Raw genomic sequence first — 16615 nt, forward strand, 5'->3', positions numbered from 1 at the left:
GATCCGTTCCGGTGAGACGAAAGAACCGACTGGCGGCGCATCTTTGCCTCTAGTCGCGGCGAATGAACCCTCTTACTTTGAGCGATACGATGGCCTATCAGGGCCCGCCCCCGGAATCCTCAATCGCCAACCCTCTTCGCATCGCCCAAGCCACATGATCGATCGCAACGACCGGCACTGGTACAAGAACGCTGTCATCTACGAACTGCATATCAAGGCGTTCTTCGATGCCAATAACGACGGCATCGGCGACTTCGCGGGCCTCGTAAAGAAACTCGATTATCTTCAAGACCTTGGCGTCACCGCCGTGTGGCTGCTGCCGTTCTATCCCTCGCCCTTGCGGGACGATGGCTACGACATCGCCGACTACACCTCCATCAATCCGACTTACGGCACCATGCGCGATTTCCGCCAATTCGTGGCGGCGGCGCACGACCGCGGCATCCGGGTCATCACGGAGCTCGTGGTCAACCACACCTCGGACCAACATCCCTGGTTTCAGCGGGCGCGCAAAGCCAAACCCGGTTCGGTCTGGCGCGACTACTATGTCTGGAGCGACACGGACCAGAAGTTCCCCGGCACGCGGATCATCTTCCTCGACACGGAGACGTCGAACTGGACCTGGGACCCGGTGGCGAAGGCCTATTTCTGGCACCGCTTCTATTCGCACCAGCCCGACCTCAACTACGACAATCCGCGCGTGCTGTCGGACATCCTGCGCGTCTTGCGCTTCTGGCTCGACATGGGGGTCGACGGTCTGCGCCTCGACGCGGTGCCCTACCTCATCGAGCGCGACGGGACCAACAACGAGAACCTGCCGGAGACCCACGAGATCCTGAAGCGGTTCCGGGCCGAGATCGACGAGCGCTATCCGGACCGCATGTTGCTGGCGGAAGCCAATCAATGGCCCGAGGACACGCGCCCCTATTTCGGCGAGGGCGACGAGTGCCACATGGCCTTCCACTTCCCGCTCATGCCGCGCATCTTCATGAGCCTCGCGCGCGAAGACCGCTACCCGATCACCGACATCATCAGCCAGACGCCACCGATCCCCGACGATTGCCAATGGGCCATCTTCCTGCGCAATCACGACGAGCTGACGCTGGAGATGGTCACCGACTCCGAGCGCGACTACCTGTGGGAGACCTATGCCACCGACGACCGCGCGCGCCTCAATCTCGGCATCCGCAGACGGCTCGCCCCGCTCCTCGACAACGACCGGCGCAAGCTCGAGCTGCTGACCGGCCTCCTCCTGTCGATGCCCGGCACCCCGGTTCTGTACTACGGCGACGAGCTCGGCATGGGCGACAATTTCTATCTCGGCGATCGGGACGGCGTGCGCACGCCCATGCAGTGGTCGGCCGACCGCAACGGCGGCTTCTCGCGCGCCGATCCGCAGCGCCTGTACCTGCCCCCGATCATGGACCCGATCTACGGCTACGAAACCGTGAACGTGGAAGCGCAGCAAAAGCATGCGAGTTCCCTGTTCAACTGGACCAAACGCATGATCGCCGTGCGGCAGACCCATACGGCCTTCGGCAACGGCGACATGACCTTCCTGCGCCCGACGAACCGGAAGGTCCTTGCCTATTTGCGCGAGCACGACGGCGAAGTCATCCTGTTCGTCTTCAACCTCTCCCGCTCGGCCCAGGCGGTCGAACTGGATCTGGCGAGCCAGCGCGGCAAGGTTCCGGTCGAGCTGACCGGCGCCTCCGCATTCCCGCCCATCGGGACGTTGCCCTATCTCCTGACCCTTCCGGCCTACGGCTTCTACTGGTTCATCCTCGCCGATCCAGCGCAGGTGCCCTCGCTCCCCGAACAGGAGCCTGAATCCCTGCCCGAGCTCGAGACCTTCATTCTCGCCGACGGCTGGCGGGTGGTGGAAAGCCAACGCAGCGACACCGCGCGGATCGACCGGATCGTCAACGAGATGCTGCCGACCTATATCGCGCGGCAAAGATGGTTCGGGCCGAAAGACGCCAAGATCACCCGCGCCACACCCGAACGGCTCGGCGAGATCCCGCGCGAAGCCCGCGAGAGCTTCCTTCTCCTTCTGGGCAATGTGACCTTGGCGGACGGAACCGCACAACGCTACTTCATTCCGGTGGAGCTGGCCTGGGGCGAGGAACGCCTGGGTCAGGACAGTCCGATCCTGCCCTATGTCCTCGGCAAGGTCCGGCGCGGCGCTCGATCCGGCATCGCCTTCGACGCGGTGCATGGCGAGACGTTTCCGCGCGCACTCCTCAACGCCATGCGGACGCACGCGACCTTGCCGGCGGTCGGCGGCACGTTCCGGTTCGGCGCGACCGAAAAGCTCCGTACACTGGATTTGTCGGAACCGCTCGAAGTGCGCCGCGTGGCGACCGGCGAGCACGCGCACACGGTGCGCACGCTCGGCGACTCCGTCGTCCTGAAACTGGCGCGGCGCCTGCGTACGGGCATCGATCCCGGCATCGAGATGGGACACTTTCTGGCCAAGTCCGGTTTCGCCAACAGCCCGGCCCTGCTCGGTACGCTCGAGCACATGAACGAGGACGGCGTTCCGACCGCGCTGGCCGTGGCGTTCGAATACATCCGCAACCAGGGCGACGGCTGGTCCGTCGTGGTCGATGCGCTCGACCGGGAATTGGAAGAGGAGACCCTGTCCGGCAACGGCGAGGACCGGGGGCTTCCCTATTCCCTGACCACGATCGAGACGATCGGGCGCCGGACGGGCGAACTGCATCGCGCCCTTGCCGCCGCCGACGAAACCGATCCGGCTTTCGCGCCCGAACCCGTTACGGACGCCGATCTCGAAGACTGGCTGAAGCGGGCCGTGTCGCGGGCGGAAGCCGCCTTCGACTCCCTTGCAAGGCTGCCGGACACGACGGACCCGGAGACGCTTCAACTCGCCGGCAAGCTTCTGACTTTGCGCGAGGCGATGATCCGGCGAATCGAGACGCTGGTTCCGGCGATCGCGCGCGGCAACAAGCTGCGCCTGCACAACGACTACCACCTGGCCAAGGTTCTCGTGGCCGCGAACGACATCTACATCATCGACTTCGAGGGCGAACCGGACCGGCCCGTCGAGGAGCGGCGGCAAAAGGCGCCCGCCTCTCGCGACATCGCCACCATGCTGCGCTCCTTCGACTACGCGGCGCGCACGGCCGTGGACCGTCAGCGGCAACGGGGCGCGACACATCTCGAAGAGATCGAGACGCGGGGCCTCACCTGGCGCTCTCTGGCGGAGCGGCGTTTCCTGCGCTCCTACGGCATGGCGAGGGACGACTCCACGGGAGGCTCTCATCTCGCCGGCGGAGAGCTTCTCCCGCTGTTCCTGGCGGACAAGCTCTTCGAGGAAATTCTGTACGAGGGCGCGAACCGGCCGGTTTACCTCGCCACGCCGCTGCGGGCCGCGCTGGAGCTCGTCGCACCGCTCGACACCACGACCGACGGGGACGGCGCGTGACTGCCTCCTGTCTTTTCCGCCTGACCGAGGACGATCGCCAATGTCGCTGAAACTCGGTCCCGGTGCGCCCTATCCGCTCGGCGCGACGTTTGACGGCACCGGCGTGAACTTCGCGCTGTTCTCGGCCCATGCGACCCGGGTCGATCTGTGCCTGTTCGACGACAGCGATACGGAGACGGACCGCATCACCCTGCCCGAGTATGCCGACGAGATCTGGCACGGCTATGTCCACGGGCTCGCACCCGGTCAGCGCTACGGCTATCGCGTTCACGGTCCCTATGTTCCCCGATACGGCCATCGCTTCAACCGCAACAAGCTGCTCCTCGACCCCTACGCCAAGGCCTATGCGGGGCAGCTCAAATGGGACGACAGCCTGTTCGGCTACCAGATCGGCGCCAAACGCGGCGACCTCGTCAAGAGCCGGACGGACAGCTCGCCCTTCATGCCGAAATGCGTGGTTACGGGCAGTACGGAGCGTCCCTTGGCGAACCGGCTCAATCGGCCTTGGCACGAGACCGTGATCTACGAAGCCCATGTGAAGGGCATGACCGCGCTCCACCCGGACATTCCCGAGCCTGTGCGCGGCACGTTCGGCGCGCTCTCCCACCCTTCCGTGATCGAACACCTCGTGAAGCTCGGCGTGACCGCCATCGAGCTTCTGCCGGTGCATGCCATGGTCAACGACCGGCATCTCGTGGAGCACGGGCTCAGCAATTATTGGGGCTATAACAGCATCGGGTTTTTCGCGCCCGCCGAGCGCTACGTGTCGCCCGGCGCGGACATCGACGAATTCCGGACCACGGTCGACCAGCTTCACGACGCGGGCATCGAGGTCCTGCTCGACGTCGTCTACAACCATACCGCCGAAGGCAACGAGTTCGGCCCGACGCTTTCCTTCCGGGGCATCGACAACGCATCGTACTACGTGCTCGCGGAGAACAAGCGCCACTATCACGACACCACCGGCTGCGGAAACACGATGAATCTCGGCCATCCCCGCGTGCTGCAGCTCGTGATGGATTCCTTGCGCTATTGGGTCGAGCAATGCGGCGTCGACGGCTTCCGTTTCGATCTGGCCCCGGCGCTCTCCCGCGAAGGCGGCGACTTCGACCCGAGTTCGTCGTTCCTCGACGCGATCGGCCAGGATCCCGTTCTGTCGCGCACGAAACTCATCGCCGAACCCTGGGACCTCGGCATGGACGGCTACCAGCTCGGCGCGTTTTCTCCGGGGTGGGCCGAATGGAACGATCAGTGGCGGGACGGTTTGCGCGCCTATTGGAAGGGCGACATGGGCCGGCTGCCGGAACTGGGCCGGCGGATTTCCGGCTCGGCGGAAATCTTCGACCGCCGCGGCCGCAAGCCCTGGGCCAGCATCAACTTCATCGCCGCCCATGACGGCTTCACGTTGAACGACGTCGTGTCCTATAGCGAGAAGCACAACGAGGCCAACCTGGAAGACAACCAGGACGGCCACTCCCATAACTGCAGCTACAATTGGGGCGTCGAGGGACCGATCGACGATAGCGCGATTCTCGATCAGCGCGACCGCGTCCGCCGGGCGCTGGCGGCCAGCCTCTTGCTGTGCCACGGGACGCCCATGTGGCAGATGGGCGACGAGATCGGCCGCACCCAGCTCGGCAACAACAACGCCTTCTGCCAGGACAACGAAATCTCCTGGATGGACTGGCAGAACATCTCGGAGCGCGACCAGGCCTTCCTGGAATTCGTGCGCGGACTGTCGTCGTTGCGGCAGCAATTGCCGCTCCTGCGCTCGTCGAAATTCCTGCACGGCGAGCCGGTCGCGCCGCGCATCAAGAACGTGTCCTGGTTCAAGCCGGACGGCGAGGAGCAGCAGGCCGAACACTGGGAGGATCCGGTCGCTAAATGCATCGGCGCCTCCTTTGCTGGGGGCGGGAACATCCTGCTGCTGCTCTTCAATGCGGATTCCCACCCCATCGACTTCATCTTCCCCTATTTCGGCAAACGCCATTTGCATTGGAAGCTCCTGTGCGACACCGCGAACGCTCTGATCCGTCCGGAGGCGTCCCGATCGCGACGGGCAAGACCATCATTCCCGGTAGCGGGCTGCTCCTGTTCGAAAGGACCGAGCGATGACGGCGCGCTTCGCCCATACGCTCCCTTGGGGCACGGAGATCGTGGAGGACGGCGCGCGCTTCCGGCTATGGGCCCCGGCGCAAGGCGCGGTGTCGCTGCTCACCGACCAGGGCAACACCATTCCGATGGCGAAGGCGGACGGCGGCTGGTTCGAGGTGCGCACCGATGCCGTGCCCGTCGGCGGCGGCTATCAGTTCGTCTTGACGGACGGGATGCGAGTCCCCGACCCCGCGGCCCGCGCGCAAGTTTCCGACGTCCACGGGCCGAGCCGGCTGGTGGACCCGAAATCCTATGCATGGCAGTGCCCGGACTGGACGGGGCGCCCCTGGCAGGAGGCCGTCATCTACGAGCTTCACACCGGCACGTTCTCGCACGACGGGACCTTCGACGGCACTGCCCGCGACCTCGACCGTCTCGTGGACACGGGCATCACCGCGATCGAGCTGCTCCCGGTGGCGCAGTTCGGCGGCAATCGCGGCTGGGGCTATGACGGCGTCCTGCTCTATGCCCCCCACACCGCCTATGGCGGGCCGGAGGGTCTGAAGCGTCTCGTGGACGCCTGCCATGAACGCGGGCTGATGGTGCTGATGGACGTGGTCTACAACCATTTCGGCCCGGACGGGAACTATCTCCACCATTACGCACCCCACTTCTTCGATGCCAACCGGAACACGCCCTGGGGCGCGGCCATCGCCTTCGATCGCGTGCCGGTGCGCGAGTTCTTCGTGCACAACGCGCTCTATTGGCTCGAGGAGTTCCGCTGCGACGGCTTGCGCTTCGACGCGGTCGACCACATCAAGGACACGGCCGAGGAAGAAGTCCTCGCCGAGATCGCGCGGGTCGTCCGAGAACGGAATCCGGACCAGCATATCCACCTCACCATCGAGGACGACGAGAACACGACGCGGCTGTTCCAATTCGACGAGAGCGGGGCGCCGCGCCTCTACGATGCGGAGTGGAACGACGACTGGCACCATGCAGTGCACGTGATCCTGACCGGCGAGGAGACCGGGTACTATCAGGACCACGCCGACGAACCCATCGCGCGCCTCGCGCGCACCATGGCGGAAGGGTACGACTATCAAGGCGAGGTGTCGGCGTTTCGGGGCGACAAGACCCGCGGCGAGCCGTCGGCACACCTGCCGCCGACGGTCTTCATCAACTACGTTCAAAACCACGACCAGACCGGCAATCGTGCGCACGGCGACAGGCTCGTCTCGCTCGCACCGCCCGAGGCCGTGGACGCAGCGCTGACGCTGCTGCTGCTCGGGCCTCATATCCCGATGCTGTTCATGGGCGACGAGTACGGCGAGACGCGGCCGTTCCTGTTCTTCACGGACTTTCGCGGTGAGCTGGCCAAGGCCGTCGTCAAGGGACGGCGCGCCGATTTCGGGAGCCACGAGTCCTACGCAAACGCCGCGACGGGGGCCGCGATCCCCGATCCCAATGCGGTGGCAACCTTCGAGCGCAGCATCCTGGAGCCTGCGGACACCCCGCGCCGCGCCTTGGTGAAGCGGCTTCTGACGGCCCGCAAGACCCATGTCATCCCGCATCTGATGTCCCTTGGCGGGCATGCGGGCGCCGTGACCATGCTCGAAGGTCCCGCCTTCAGCATTCAATGGAGCCTCGACGACGGCAGCGCACTGGTCTTGACCGCCAACCTGTCGGACGCGCCTGTCACGACCCCTCGTAGGGGGGTGGCACATCCTTCTTCACAACCCCTCCAGGCATCGATCCCGGCGCCGGCGCCCTGCCCCCGTGGTCGGTTGTCGCCAGTCTCACCCTTCAGGAGCCCGCATGACTGACCCGATCGAGAAATTGGCGAAGCGCTTCGGTATCGCCGAGGGCTATGTCAGCGAGCAGGGCGACTGGGTCACGACCCCCGACGAGACCAAGGCCAAGGTTCTCGAGGCGATGGGCGTGCCGCTGGACGGCGAAGAGGATATGCCGAAACCGGCGCGTATGGAGGACATCGCCGGATTGTCCGACTCCGCGTTCTGGCCGCCTTTCCTCGTGGAACAGCGCGCCTGGGGCTTCGCCGTGCAAGCCTATGCGCTGCGCTCGGCCCGCAATTGGGGCATCGGCGATTTCGAGGACCTGGCGCGGCTCGCCGAATATGCCGCGACGCTCGGCGCCGACTTCGTCGGCGTCAGCCCGCTGCATGCCCTGTTCCTGGCCGAGCCGGAACGCACCAGCCCCTACAGCCCGTCCTCGCGCAGCTTCCTCAATCCTCTGTTGATCGCGCCGGATCAGGTCCCGGGCTTCGCCGAAATCGAGAAACCGGCGCTCGCCGTCCAATGCGAGGCCCTACGGGAGACCGACCTGATCGACTATCCCGGCGTCTCCGCCCTTAAAGTTCCTGTGCTCGAGGAATTGTTCGCCCATTTCCTGAAAGGGGGAAGCGCGGAAGCAAAGGACGTGTTCGAACATTATTGCTACGAGCGGGGCAGGGCTCTGGAGATCCACGCCCTCTACGAAGCCTTGTCGGAGCACATGGTCGCGCAAGGACGCAACGCGGCCTGGACCACGTGGCCCGAGCACTATCACGATCCAACCAACATCGCGGTGCGCGACTTCGCCCGCGCTGCCAAGACGCGCATCGCCTTCCACGCCTGGCTGCAATGGACGGCGGAGAAGCAATTGGCGGACGCACAGCGCGCGCCCGCGCGGCCGGCATGCGTATCGGCCTCTATCTCGACCTCGCGGTCGGCATCTCGCCGGACGGGTCGGTCTGTTGGCAGAACGGCTCGGAGATCGCGCGCTCGGCCCGGATCGGCTGTCCGCCGGATCCGTTCAGCACACAGGGCCAGGATTGGGGCCTTGTGCCCTTCTCTCCGGTGGGGCTCGCCGAGGCGCGCCTGGAGCCCTTCAAGGCGGTGCTGCGCGCGAACATGCAGCATGCGGGCGCGCTGCGCATCGACCACGCGATGGGATTGCAACGGCTCTACTGGATTCCCGAGGGCAATACCGCCGTGGATGGCGCCTATGTCGCCTATCCTTTCCGCGAACTCCTGGAGGGCGTCGCCGCCGAATCCTGGATTTCCCAGACCGTCGTCATCGGCGAGGACCTGGGCACCGTCCCACCGGGCTTCACGGACACGATGGTCCGCGCGGGGCTGTTGAGCTACCAGGTATTCTATTTCAGCGAAGAAGATGACGTCTGGCGCGCGCCCCATGCTTATCGGCGTGAGGCCATGGTCTGCGCCTCCACCCATGACCTGCCCACACTTCGTGGTTGGTGGGTCTGCGGCGACATCAACTGGCGCGTCAAGTGCGGCCGCGCCACCGAAACCGAAGCCGTGCTTCAACGGCAGGATCGCGAGCGGGATCGCAAGCGGCTGTTAGACGCGCTGATGGGCGCGCAAGCGCTGCCCCCCGATCCCGCCTATGCAGGGGCCGCCGAAATGCCGGACAATGTCATCGTGGCCGTGCACCGCTTCCTGGCCGCGACCCCGTGCCGCCTGCTCGCGGTGCAACTCGACGATGCGCTGGGCACCGTGGAACAGGCCAACCTGCCCGGCACTGTCGACGAGCACCCCAATTGGCGGCGCAAGATCGCAGTCCCGATCGAGACCTTGAACGACCAGCCTCTGCTGCGCGCGGTTGCTGACGCCGTGGCCATCGAGCGGCCGAAAACATAGCCCGCGCCCGCGGACACGCCCCCGAAAGCGGCTTGAAGCCAACGACTACAGGCAGTTACGTCTCGTCCGGCCCCTCCGGACGATTGTCCGCATGGCCGAGATCGTGGGCCGGGGCGATCCGGTCACGTACGATCTGCTTCAGTTCGGTGATCTCCGGAAACCGGCCCTGCTGGCTTCGGGACCAGATCAGCGTTCCGTCGATTCGCACCTCGAAAACACCGCCGGTGTCGTCGGGAATCAGCGTGAGCGAGCCCGCCTCCTCGGCGAATGTGGAGAGAAGCTCCTGCCCCATCCATGCGGCCCGGAGCATCCAATTGCAGAGCCGGCAATAGGTTATGGCAATATTGGGACGAGGCGCGACCATTCTGCGGGCTCCAAGGTGATGCCAACTGCCGCGGGAGACTGTAGACTGGGCAGCGCGACCGATTCCAGCCCCATTCCTATTGGAGCATGCTGGCGATCGGTTCACCGTTCGAAGGTGTTTCCGGAGGGGATGTCACCTGCGCGCAACATCACTGTTCCATGAAACCCGTTTCGGACGGCACCGGCCGTGCGTCAGCCATCACCAGGTAACACCATCCTGACTTGCTTCAGACGTCAAAACTGCGGGAAGATCGACCCCATGATAACTCTGATTCGCAAAGCTGCCCCCGTTCTGCTCGCCACCGCTGTCATTGCGGGCGTCTTCATGTTCACACCTTCGAGGTGGCCTCGGCCAGCGCGGTCGACGGACTCATCGGGTCCTGGCGCGGCAGCGGCACGGCCAGATATACCTCCGGGACGGAACGCCTCAGCTGCAACGCGTACTACACAGGCGGCGGCTCCAGTCTGAGGCTGGCCGTTATCTGCAACTCTCCGAGTTCCCAAGTGCACATCCGAAGCAACCTCAGCGTGAGCGGCGGCAAGCTCTCGGGCAGTTGGGAAGAGCGCACGTTCAACGCCCAGGGACGCGCCTCCGGCTCCGTCACACCGAGCCGGCTGAGCATTCGGATTTCCGGCACGGTCAACGGAAGCATGACGGTCAACTACACGAGTCCCGGCAGAGCGTCTCGATCTCGACGACGGGCACATCGCTGCGGGGCGTTTCAATGGCGCTCAGCCGCAGCGGCTGATTGGCCGCCCTCGCCTTCCGCATTTCCCTATAGTGTACTGCGTTCCGGGGCCCTTCTTACGGGCCTCTCGGGCGGTAGGTTGGGCGGCGCGAACCGGGGGACGAGGAGCAGACGGCAATGGGCGAGGCGTTACTGACCCAAAAACTGGTGGGCGACCGGCTGGAACTGGTGGCCGGCGGGTCTTGGACGGCCCCGTACGCGGGCGAGCTTGAGACCGAGATCGACCGGGTCGCCGGGGGGCCGTCCGGCGCGAAATCCACCAAGACCACGGACGTGTCCATCGACATGGGCGGCGTGCGCGAACTCGACACGTTCGGCGCCTGGCTGCTCGAGCGCCTGACCCGTCAATGGACCGGTGCGGGCCGCGACGCGGTCGTCGTGGGCTTGCCCCAGCACGGCGCCGACCTCGTCGAGGAGATGCATGGGGTCAACCGCGAGCCGCCGCCGCCGGCCCCGCGTCACAACCCCATCGTGTCGGTTCTCGCCGCGATCGGACGCGGAACGACGGGCTTTGCCGGAAGCTTCCACACCTTCGCGCAAATGCTCGGCGAAACGGGCCTCGCCGCGGCCCGGGTCCTGGTCCGTCCCAGCGAATACCGGCTCACCTCGACGGTTCACCAGTTCGACCGGGTCGCATTGCAGGCCGTCCCCATCATCGCGCTGATTACCTTCCTGATCGGTGCCATTCTCGCCCAGCAGGGCATCTTTCATTTCCGGAAATTCGGCGCCGAACTCTACGCCGTCGATCTTGTCGGCATCCTCGTGCTGCGCGAGATCGGTGTGCTGATCGTGGCCATCATGGTGGCGGGACGCTCCGGCAGTTCGTACACCGCCGAACTCGGCTCAATGAAGATGCGCGAGGAAATCGACGCGCTGCGGACAATGGGCTTCGACCCCGTCGAGGTGCTCGTCCTGCCGCGCATCATCGTTCTCGTGCTCGCGCTTCCCGCCCTGACGTTCTTGGGTTCCATGGCGGCGCTCTATGGCGGCGGCATCGTGGCCTGGCTCTATGGCGGGATGAGCCCCGACATCTATATCGCACGGCTGACGGATGCGATCTCGCTCACCCATTTCAAGGTCGGCATGATCAAGGCGCCGTTCATGGGGCTGGTGATCGGCCTCGTGGCCTGCGCCGAGGGCCTGCGCGTGAAAGGCAGCGCCGAATCCCTCGGCATCCAGACGACCAAGTCCGTGGTGGAGTCGATCTTCATGGTGATCGTGCTGGACGGCCTGTTCGCGATCTTCTTCGCCTCGATTGGAATGTGATCCGCACATGAGCGAGACACCGCCGGTCATCAAAGTGCGCGACCTCGTCGTGGGGTTCGGCACCCAGACCGTCCTCGATCATCTGGACATGGACGTACGCCCGTCGGAGATTCTCGGCGTGGTCGGTGCCTCGGGCGCGGGCAAGTCGGTCCTGCTGCGCACCATTATCGGGCTCATCCCCCGGCGGGAAGGCTCCATCGAGGTGCTGGGCAAGGACCTCGACCGGGTGGACGAGAACGAGCGGCGCGCCTTGGAGCGGCGCTGGGGCGTTCTGTTCCAGCAAGGCGCCCTCTTCTCCTCGCTGACGGTGAAACAGAACGTTCAGTTCCCCATGCGCGAGAACCTCGATATCTCCCAGCGCCTCATGGACGAAATGGCCTACGCCAAACTCGAGTTGGTCGGCCTTTCGCCGCGCGACGGCGAAAAGTTCCCATCGGAACTGTCGGGCGGCATGACCAAGCGCGTGGCGCTCGCGCGCGCCCTCGCGCTCGACCCGGAGATCGTGTTTCTCGACGAGCCCACGTCGGGCCTCGACCCGATTTCGGCCGGCGACTTCGACGAACTGATCCGCACGCTGCAGCAGACCTTGGAGATTACCGTCTTCATGGTGACCCACGACCTTGAAAGTCTCTACAACGCGTGCGACCGGATCGCGGTTCTCGCCGACGGAAAGGTCGCCGCCGAAGGCACGATCTCCGTCATGCTCGAATCGCAGCACCCCTGGGTGAAGATGTATTTCCAAGGGAAGCGGGGCAGCAGCCTTGCCGACCGTGAACTGACGCAGTAGACGCGTGACCGAACGAAAAGGACGCTGATCGATGGAAACCCGTGCCCGTTACGCCCTGATCGGATTTTTCATCCTCGCCGTCATCGGCGCGGGCTTCGGCTTCGTCTACTGGCTGGAGAACAAAGGCGGCTTCGGCGAACGCGAGACCTATCGCATCCAGTTCGAAAGCGCGGTCCCGGGCCTCTACGTGGGTTCGGCGGTTCTCTTCAACGGCATCCGCGTGGGCGACGTGACCAGCGTCAGCCTCAATCCCGCCCAGCCCCAGCAAGTTCTGGCGACGATCTCGGTTATGAAGAACACGCCCATCCGCGAGGACACGCATGTGAATGTGGAGCAGCAGGGCTTGACCGGCGGTGTCGCCGTGACCCTGACCGGCGGCCAATCCAACGACCCTCTGCCTGCGGACGGCGGCGTCGCAACATTGGTCGCGCCGCCCAGCGTGGGCCGCGATTGGACCCAAAGCGCGAGAGACGCGTTTCAACAGGTCGAGGAGATCCTGGACGAGAACAAGGTGCCGCTCAAAGAGGCGATCGAGAACATCGAGGTCTTCACCGATGCCCTGGCCCGGAACTCGGATAAGGTCGACGGCATCCTCAAGGGCATCGAACGCATGACGGGCGGCGGCAAGGACACCGACCTCCGCTACTCGCTCAAGCCCGCCCAAGACCTGCCGGCGCCGCCGGAGACCCCGCCGGCCTGGAAGCTCACCGTTCCCGAGCCGAGCACGCTGCTGGCGTTCAACACCGACAAGATCATGACGCGTCCGGCGCCCGATCAAAGTCTTGCGCTGGAAGGCCCGCGCTGGAGCGACAGCCTGCCCATCCTGGTCCAGGCCAAACTGATCGAGACCTTCGAGAACGCCGGCTATGCCAGCCATGTCAGCCGCACCCTCGGCGACTTCCCGGAGAGCGACCAGCTCACCATCGATATCCGGCGCTTCGACGTCTCCACGAACGGCGACCCGAAGGCCACCATCGTTATTCTGGCGAAGCTTCAGGGGCCGGACGGAAGCGTCATCGAGTCCAGGAAGTTCGAGGCGACGGCCCCGGCTCAAGGGAGCGAGCCGAGCGACTATGTCGATGCCATGCGCGCGGCCTTCGAGACCGCGTCGCGCGACATTCTCGACTGGACCACGAACACCCTCGCCAACGCGGCGGAGCAGGCGCCCCCAGACGGTGCGGACATACCGCCCCCGCCGGACGATGCGGACATGCCGCCCCCGCCCGCCGACTTCGACGACATGGGCGTGCCGCTGGAGCAGGACGAAACCGCGCAGTAAGATGGCGTTAAAGTCGCAGGACGCGCGGACTCATGATCTGAGTCAACGCGGGCCCGGCACGGTAGGATTGATTGGGCGCGTCGCCACGGGGTAAGCCATACCGCACCGCACCGCTCCGTACGACGACCTTGGGTACGAAACAGCCCTCAACGAGATCGACTCCCGGAAAAGCTGATAGGACCATTGGCACGAGTTCCGGCACAACGCGACGATCCGCCACCGCCCGAGGCGCGCGCGCCCTTCGCGCTGAGCGCCGGCGAAGTCCTGGCCGAGCAGGATGTCGACCTTCGACACGGCCTGAGCGTCGGCGAAGCAAGCACCCGGCGGGAGCGATGCGGACCCAACCGCCTTCCGGATATCCGGCAGCGCAGCGCCCTCATGCGCTTTCTGCTGCAGGTCCACAATCTTCTGATCTACGTGCTGCTTGCCGCCGCTGTGCTGGCCGCGGTGATCGGCAATCTGGTGGATGCGGCGGTCATCGTCGCCGTGGTCATCCTCAACGCGATTATCGGTTTCATCCAGGAAGGGCGGGCGGAACGCGCGCTCGAAGCCATCCGCGGCATGATCGATCCCCGTGCAGCCGTCATTCGCGACGGGGAGCGCCTGAATATTGCGGCCGAGGACATCGTGCCGGGCGATCTCGTCTTGCTGGAACCGGGGACCCGCGTGCCGGCGGACCTGCGCCTCGTGCGCGCCCGCAATCTTCGCATCGACGAGGCCGCGCTGACCGGCGAATCCCTGCCCGTCGACAAGCGTATCGACTCGGTCCCCCCCGAGGCGGCGCTCGCGGATCGAACCTCCATGGCGTTCTCCGGCACGTTCGTCACCAACGGCACGGCGACGGGCGTCGCCGTCGCCACGGGACCTCAAACCGAGCTCGGCCGCATCAGCGCACTTGTGGGCACGGTGCAGAAGCTCACCACGCCGCTCCTACGGCAGATGGACCACTTCGCCCGCCTGCTCACCGTGGTGATCCTCACCGGCTGCGCGGCGGTTTTCCTGTTCGCGGTCTATGTGCGCGACTACCCCTGGCAGGAGGCGTTCATGGTCGTGATCGGCCTTGCCGTCTCGGCGATCCCCGAAGGACTGCCCGCCGTCATGACCGTCGCGCTGGCCATCGGGGTTCAGCGCATGGCGGCCCGGAACGCCATCATTCGCAGGCTGCCGGCCGTGGAAACGCTCGGCTCGGTGTCGGTGATCTGTTCGGACAAGACTGGCACGCTCACCCGCAATGAGATGACGGTGCGGAGCGTGCAGACCGCCGATGGCCTGATCGAGGTATCGGGCGCCGGGTACCGGCCGCATGGCGGCTTCAGCGCGGGCGACGTGCCCGTCGATCCCGGCAGTCGCACCGCACTTATTGAGGCGGCGCGCGCGGCCATCCTGTGCAATGACGCCGAACTGCGCCACAGCGGCGAAGAATGGACCGTCCACGGCGACCCGATGGAGGGGGCGCTGGTCTGTTTCGGCATGAAAGCCGGTTTCGATCCCGCGCTCCTGCGCAAGCAATTGCCGCGGACCGACGAGATTCCCTTCGATACCGAGCATCGCTTCATGGCCACGCTCCATCACGGCCACGAAGACGGGGGCAGCGTCGCCTACATCAAGGGCGCGCCGGAACAGATCTTGGATATGTGCGACCGGCAGATCGGGCCCGAGCCCGACGCGCTGGATGCCGGGCTCTGGCACGCGCGGACCAATTCCCTCGCCCACCAAGGCCAGCGCATGCTGGCCCTGGCCATGAAGCACCTGCCCGCGGGGCAGCAGGACTTGAACGTCACCGATGTGACTACCGGCGCGACCCTTATCGGCTTGGTCGGCTTCATCGACCCGCCCCGCGAGGAAGTCCTCCCGGCGATCCAGGAGTGCCGCGCCGCCGGCATCGACGTGAAGATGATCACCGGGGACCATGCCGCCACGGCGACGGCCATCGCCCGAGAGCTCGCGCTGGCACCCGAGCCGCAAACCCTCACGGGAAACCAGCTCGACGATATCGACGACGTTGGCCTTCCGGACTGGGTTCGCACGACCACGGTGTTCGCCCGCACCACCCCCTCGCACAAGCTCCGCCTCGTCAAGGCCCTGCAGGAGGAGCAGGCCGTGACCGCCATGACCGGCGACGGCGTCAACGACGCGCCCGCCTTGAAGCGGGCCGACGTGGGCGTAGCCATGGGCCGGAAGGGCACGGACGCAGCCAAGGAGGCGGCGGAGATCGTCCTGGCCGACGACAATTTCGCGTCCATCGTCGCGGCCGTGCGCGAGGGCCGCACGGTCTACGACAATCTCCGCAAAGTCATCGCTTGGACACTACCCACCAATGGTGGCGAAGGCGCCGCGCTGATTGCTGCCATCGCCTTCGGCCTCACCCTGCCGATGACCGCCATCCAGATCCTGTGGATCAACATGGTCACGGTGGTGGCGCTCGGCCTCACCCTCGTCTTCGAGCCCACGGAACCGGGCACGATGACCCGTCCGCCGCGCAAAGCCGGCGAGTCGCTGCTCTCGGGAACGCTCGTGTGGCGAACGCTGTTCGTCTCGCTCCTCTTTGTACTGGGCGCCTTCGGCATCTTCTACTATGCAATCGAACGCGGCCTGAGCGTCGGGGTAGCGCGCACCATGGTGGTCAACACCATCGTGGTGATGGAGATGGCCTATCTGTTCAGCGTGCGCTACGTCCACGGCGCTTCGCTCACATGGCAGGGCGTGTTGGGCACACCGGCCGTGCTGGCCGGTGTCGCGATCACCGTGGTCGCGCAGTTTGCCTTCACCTACCTGCCGCCGCTGCAAGCCGTGTTCGCGACCGAGCCCATCGCGCCACTGGACGGGCTGCTAATCGTCGGGATCGGCGCGGCGCTCTGATCATCGTGGAGCTGGAGAAGGCCATTTTCCACTTCTTCGCACGGCGCGGTCGCGCAAGCCGCTAAGGCTCCAGGTCCCACACGGGCAAGGCAACGCGAACGGGTTCGG

Annotated in this window: 7 protein-coding genes and 2 pseudogenes; 8 read left to right on the top strand and 1 reads right to left on the bottom strand. The window is 65.5% G+C overall.

Annotated elements, in window-relative coordinates; all coding sequences use genetic code 11:
* The first annotated feature begins 154 nt into the window (after positions 1–154).
* From treS to malQ, 4 genes and pseudogenes are all read left to right on the top strand, one after another.
* Positions 155–3448, top strand: coding sequence for a maltose alpha-D-glucosyltransferase (gene treS / locus AUC68_RS00095; RefSeq protein WP_069435793.1), 3294 nt, complete (start codon positions 155–157; stop codon positions 3446–3448).
* 40 nt (positions 3449–3488) lie between these two features.
* A pseudogene (glgX, locus tag AUC68_RS00100) lies at positions 3489–5462 on the top strand (glycogen debranching protein GlgX); the annotation flags it as partial.
* Positions 5463–5559: 97 nt separating this feature from the next.
* The gene (treZ, locus tag AUC68_RS00105; protein ID WP_083240238.1) at positions 5560–7368 is read left to right on the top strand and encodes a malto-oligosyltrehalose trehalohydrolase; all 1809 of its coding nucleotides are present in this window, start codon (positions 5560–5562) and stop codon (positions 7366–7368) included.
* 157 nt (positions 7369–7525) lie between these two features.
* Positions 7526–9204: pseudogene (gene malQ, locus AUC68_RS17260) on the top strand (4-alpha-glucanotransferase).
* 55 nt (positions 9205–9259) lie between these two features.
* Here the strand turns inward: malQ and AUC68_RS00115 are convergent.
* Complete coding sequence (locus AUC68_RS00115) at positions 9260–9568, bottom strand: Rdx family protein (RefSeq protein ID WP_069435794.1); 309 nt, start codon at positions 9566–9568, stop codon at positions 9260–9262.
* Positions 9569–10433: 865 nt separating this feature from the next.
* Here AUC68_RS00115 and AUC68_RS00125 point away from each other — a divergent pair.
* From AUC68_RS00125 to AUC68_RS00140, 4 genes are all read left to right on the top strand, one after another.
* Positions 10434–11582: an ABC transporter permease gene (locus AUC68_RS00125; RefSeq protein ID WP_069435796.1), complete on the top strand. Its 1149-nt coding sequence runs from the start codon at positions 10434–10436 to the stop codon at positions 11580–11582.
* A gap of 7 nt (positions 11583–11589) precedes the next feature.
* Complete coding sequence (locus AUC68_RS00130) at positions 11590–12369, top strand: ABC transporter ATP-binding protein (RefSeq protein WP_069435797.1); 780 nt, start codon at positions 11590–11592, stop codon at positions 12367–12369.
* A 31-nt stretch (positions 12370–12400) separates the two neighbouring features.
* Positions 12401–13648 carry an ABC-type transport auxiliary lipoprotein family protein gene (locus AUC68_RS00135; RefSeq protein WP_069435798.1) on the top strand — a complete coding sequence of 416 codons (1248 nt, stop codon included), beginning with the start codon at positions 12401–12403 and terminating at the stop codon, positions 13646–13648.
* Between the two features lie 183 nt (positions 13649–13831).
* Complete coding sequence (locus AUC68_RS00140) at positions 13832–16507, top strand: HAD-IC family P-type ATPase (RefSeq protein ID WP_244500310.1); 2676 nt, start codon at positions 13832–13834, stop codon at positions 16505–16507.
* The last annotated feature ends 108 nt before the right edge of the window (positions 16508–16615 follow it).

This window comes from Methyloceanibacter methanicus (assembly GCF_001723285.1).
Classification (GTDB): Bacteria; Pseudomonadota; Alphaproteobacteria; order Rhizobiales; family Methyloligellaceae; genus Methyloceanibacter; species Methyloceanibacter methanicus.

What these genes read in the sequence shown, in the direction of transcription:
- treZ (WP_083240238.1), top strand. Translation starts at nt 5,560, where the DNA reads ATGACGGCGCGCTTCGCCCATACGCTCCCTTGGGGCACGGAGATCGTG.
- AUC68_RS00135 (WP_069435798.1), top strand. Translation starts at nt 12,401, where the DNA reads ATGGAAACCCGTGCCCGTTACGCCCTGATCGGATTTTTCATCCTCGCC.
- AUC68_RS00115 (WP_069435794.1), bottom strand. Translation starts at nt 9,568, where the DNA reads ATGGTCGCGCCTCGTCCCAATATTGCCATAACCTATTGCCGGCTCTGC.
- AUC68_RS00125 (WP_069435796.1), top strand. Translation starts at nt 10,434, where the DNA reads ATGGGCGAGGCGTTACTGACCCAAAAACTGGTGGGCGACCGGCTGGAA.
- treS (WP_069435793.1), top strand. Translation starts at nt 155, where the DNA reads ATGATCGATCGCAACGACCGGCACTGGTACAAGAACGCTGTCATCTAC.
- AUC68_RS00130 (WP_069435797.1), top strand. Translation starts at nt 11,590, where the DNA reads ATGAGCGAGACACCGCCGGTCATCAAAGTGCGCGACCTCGTCGTGGGG.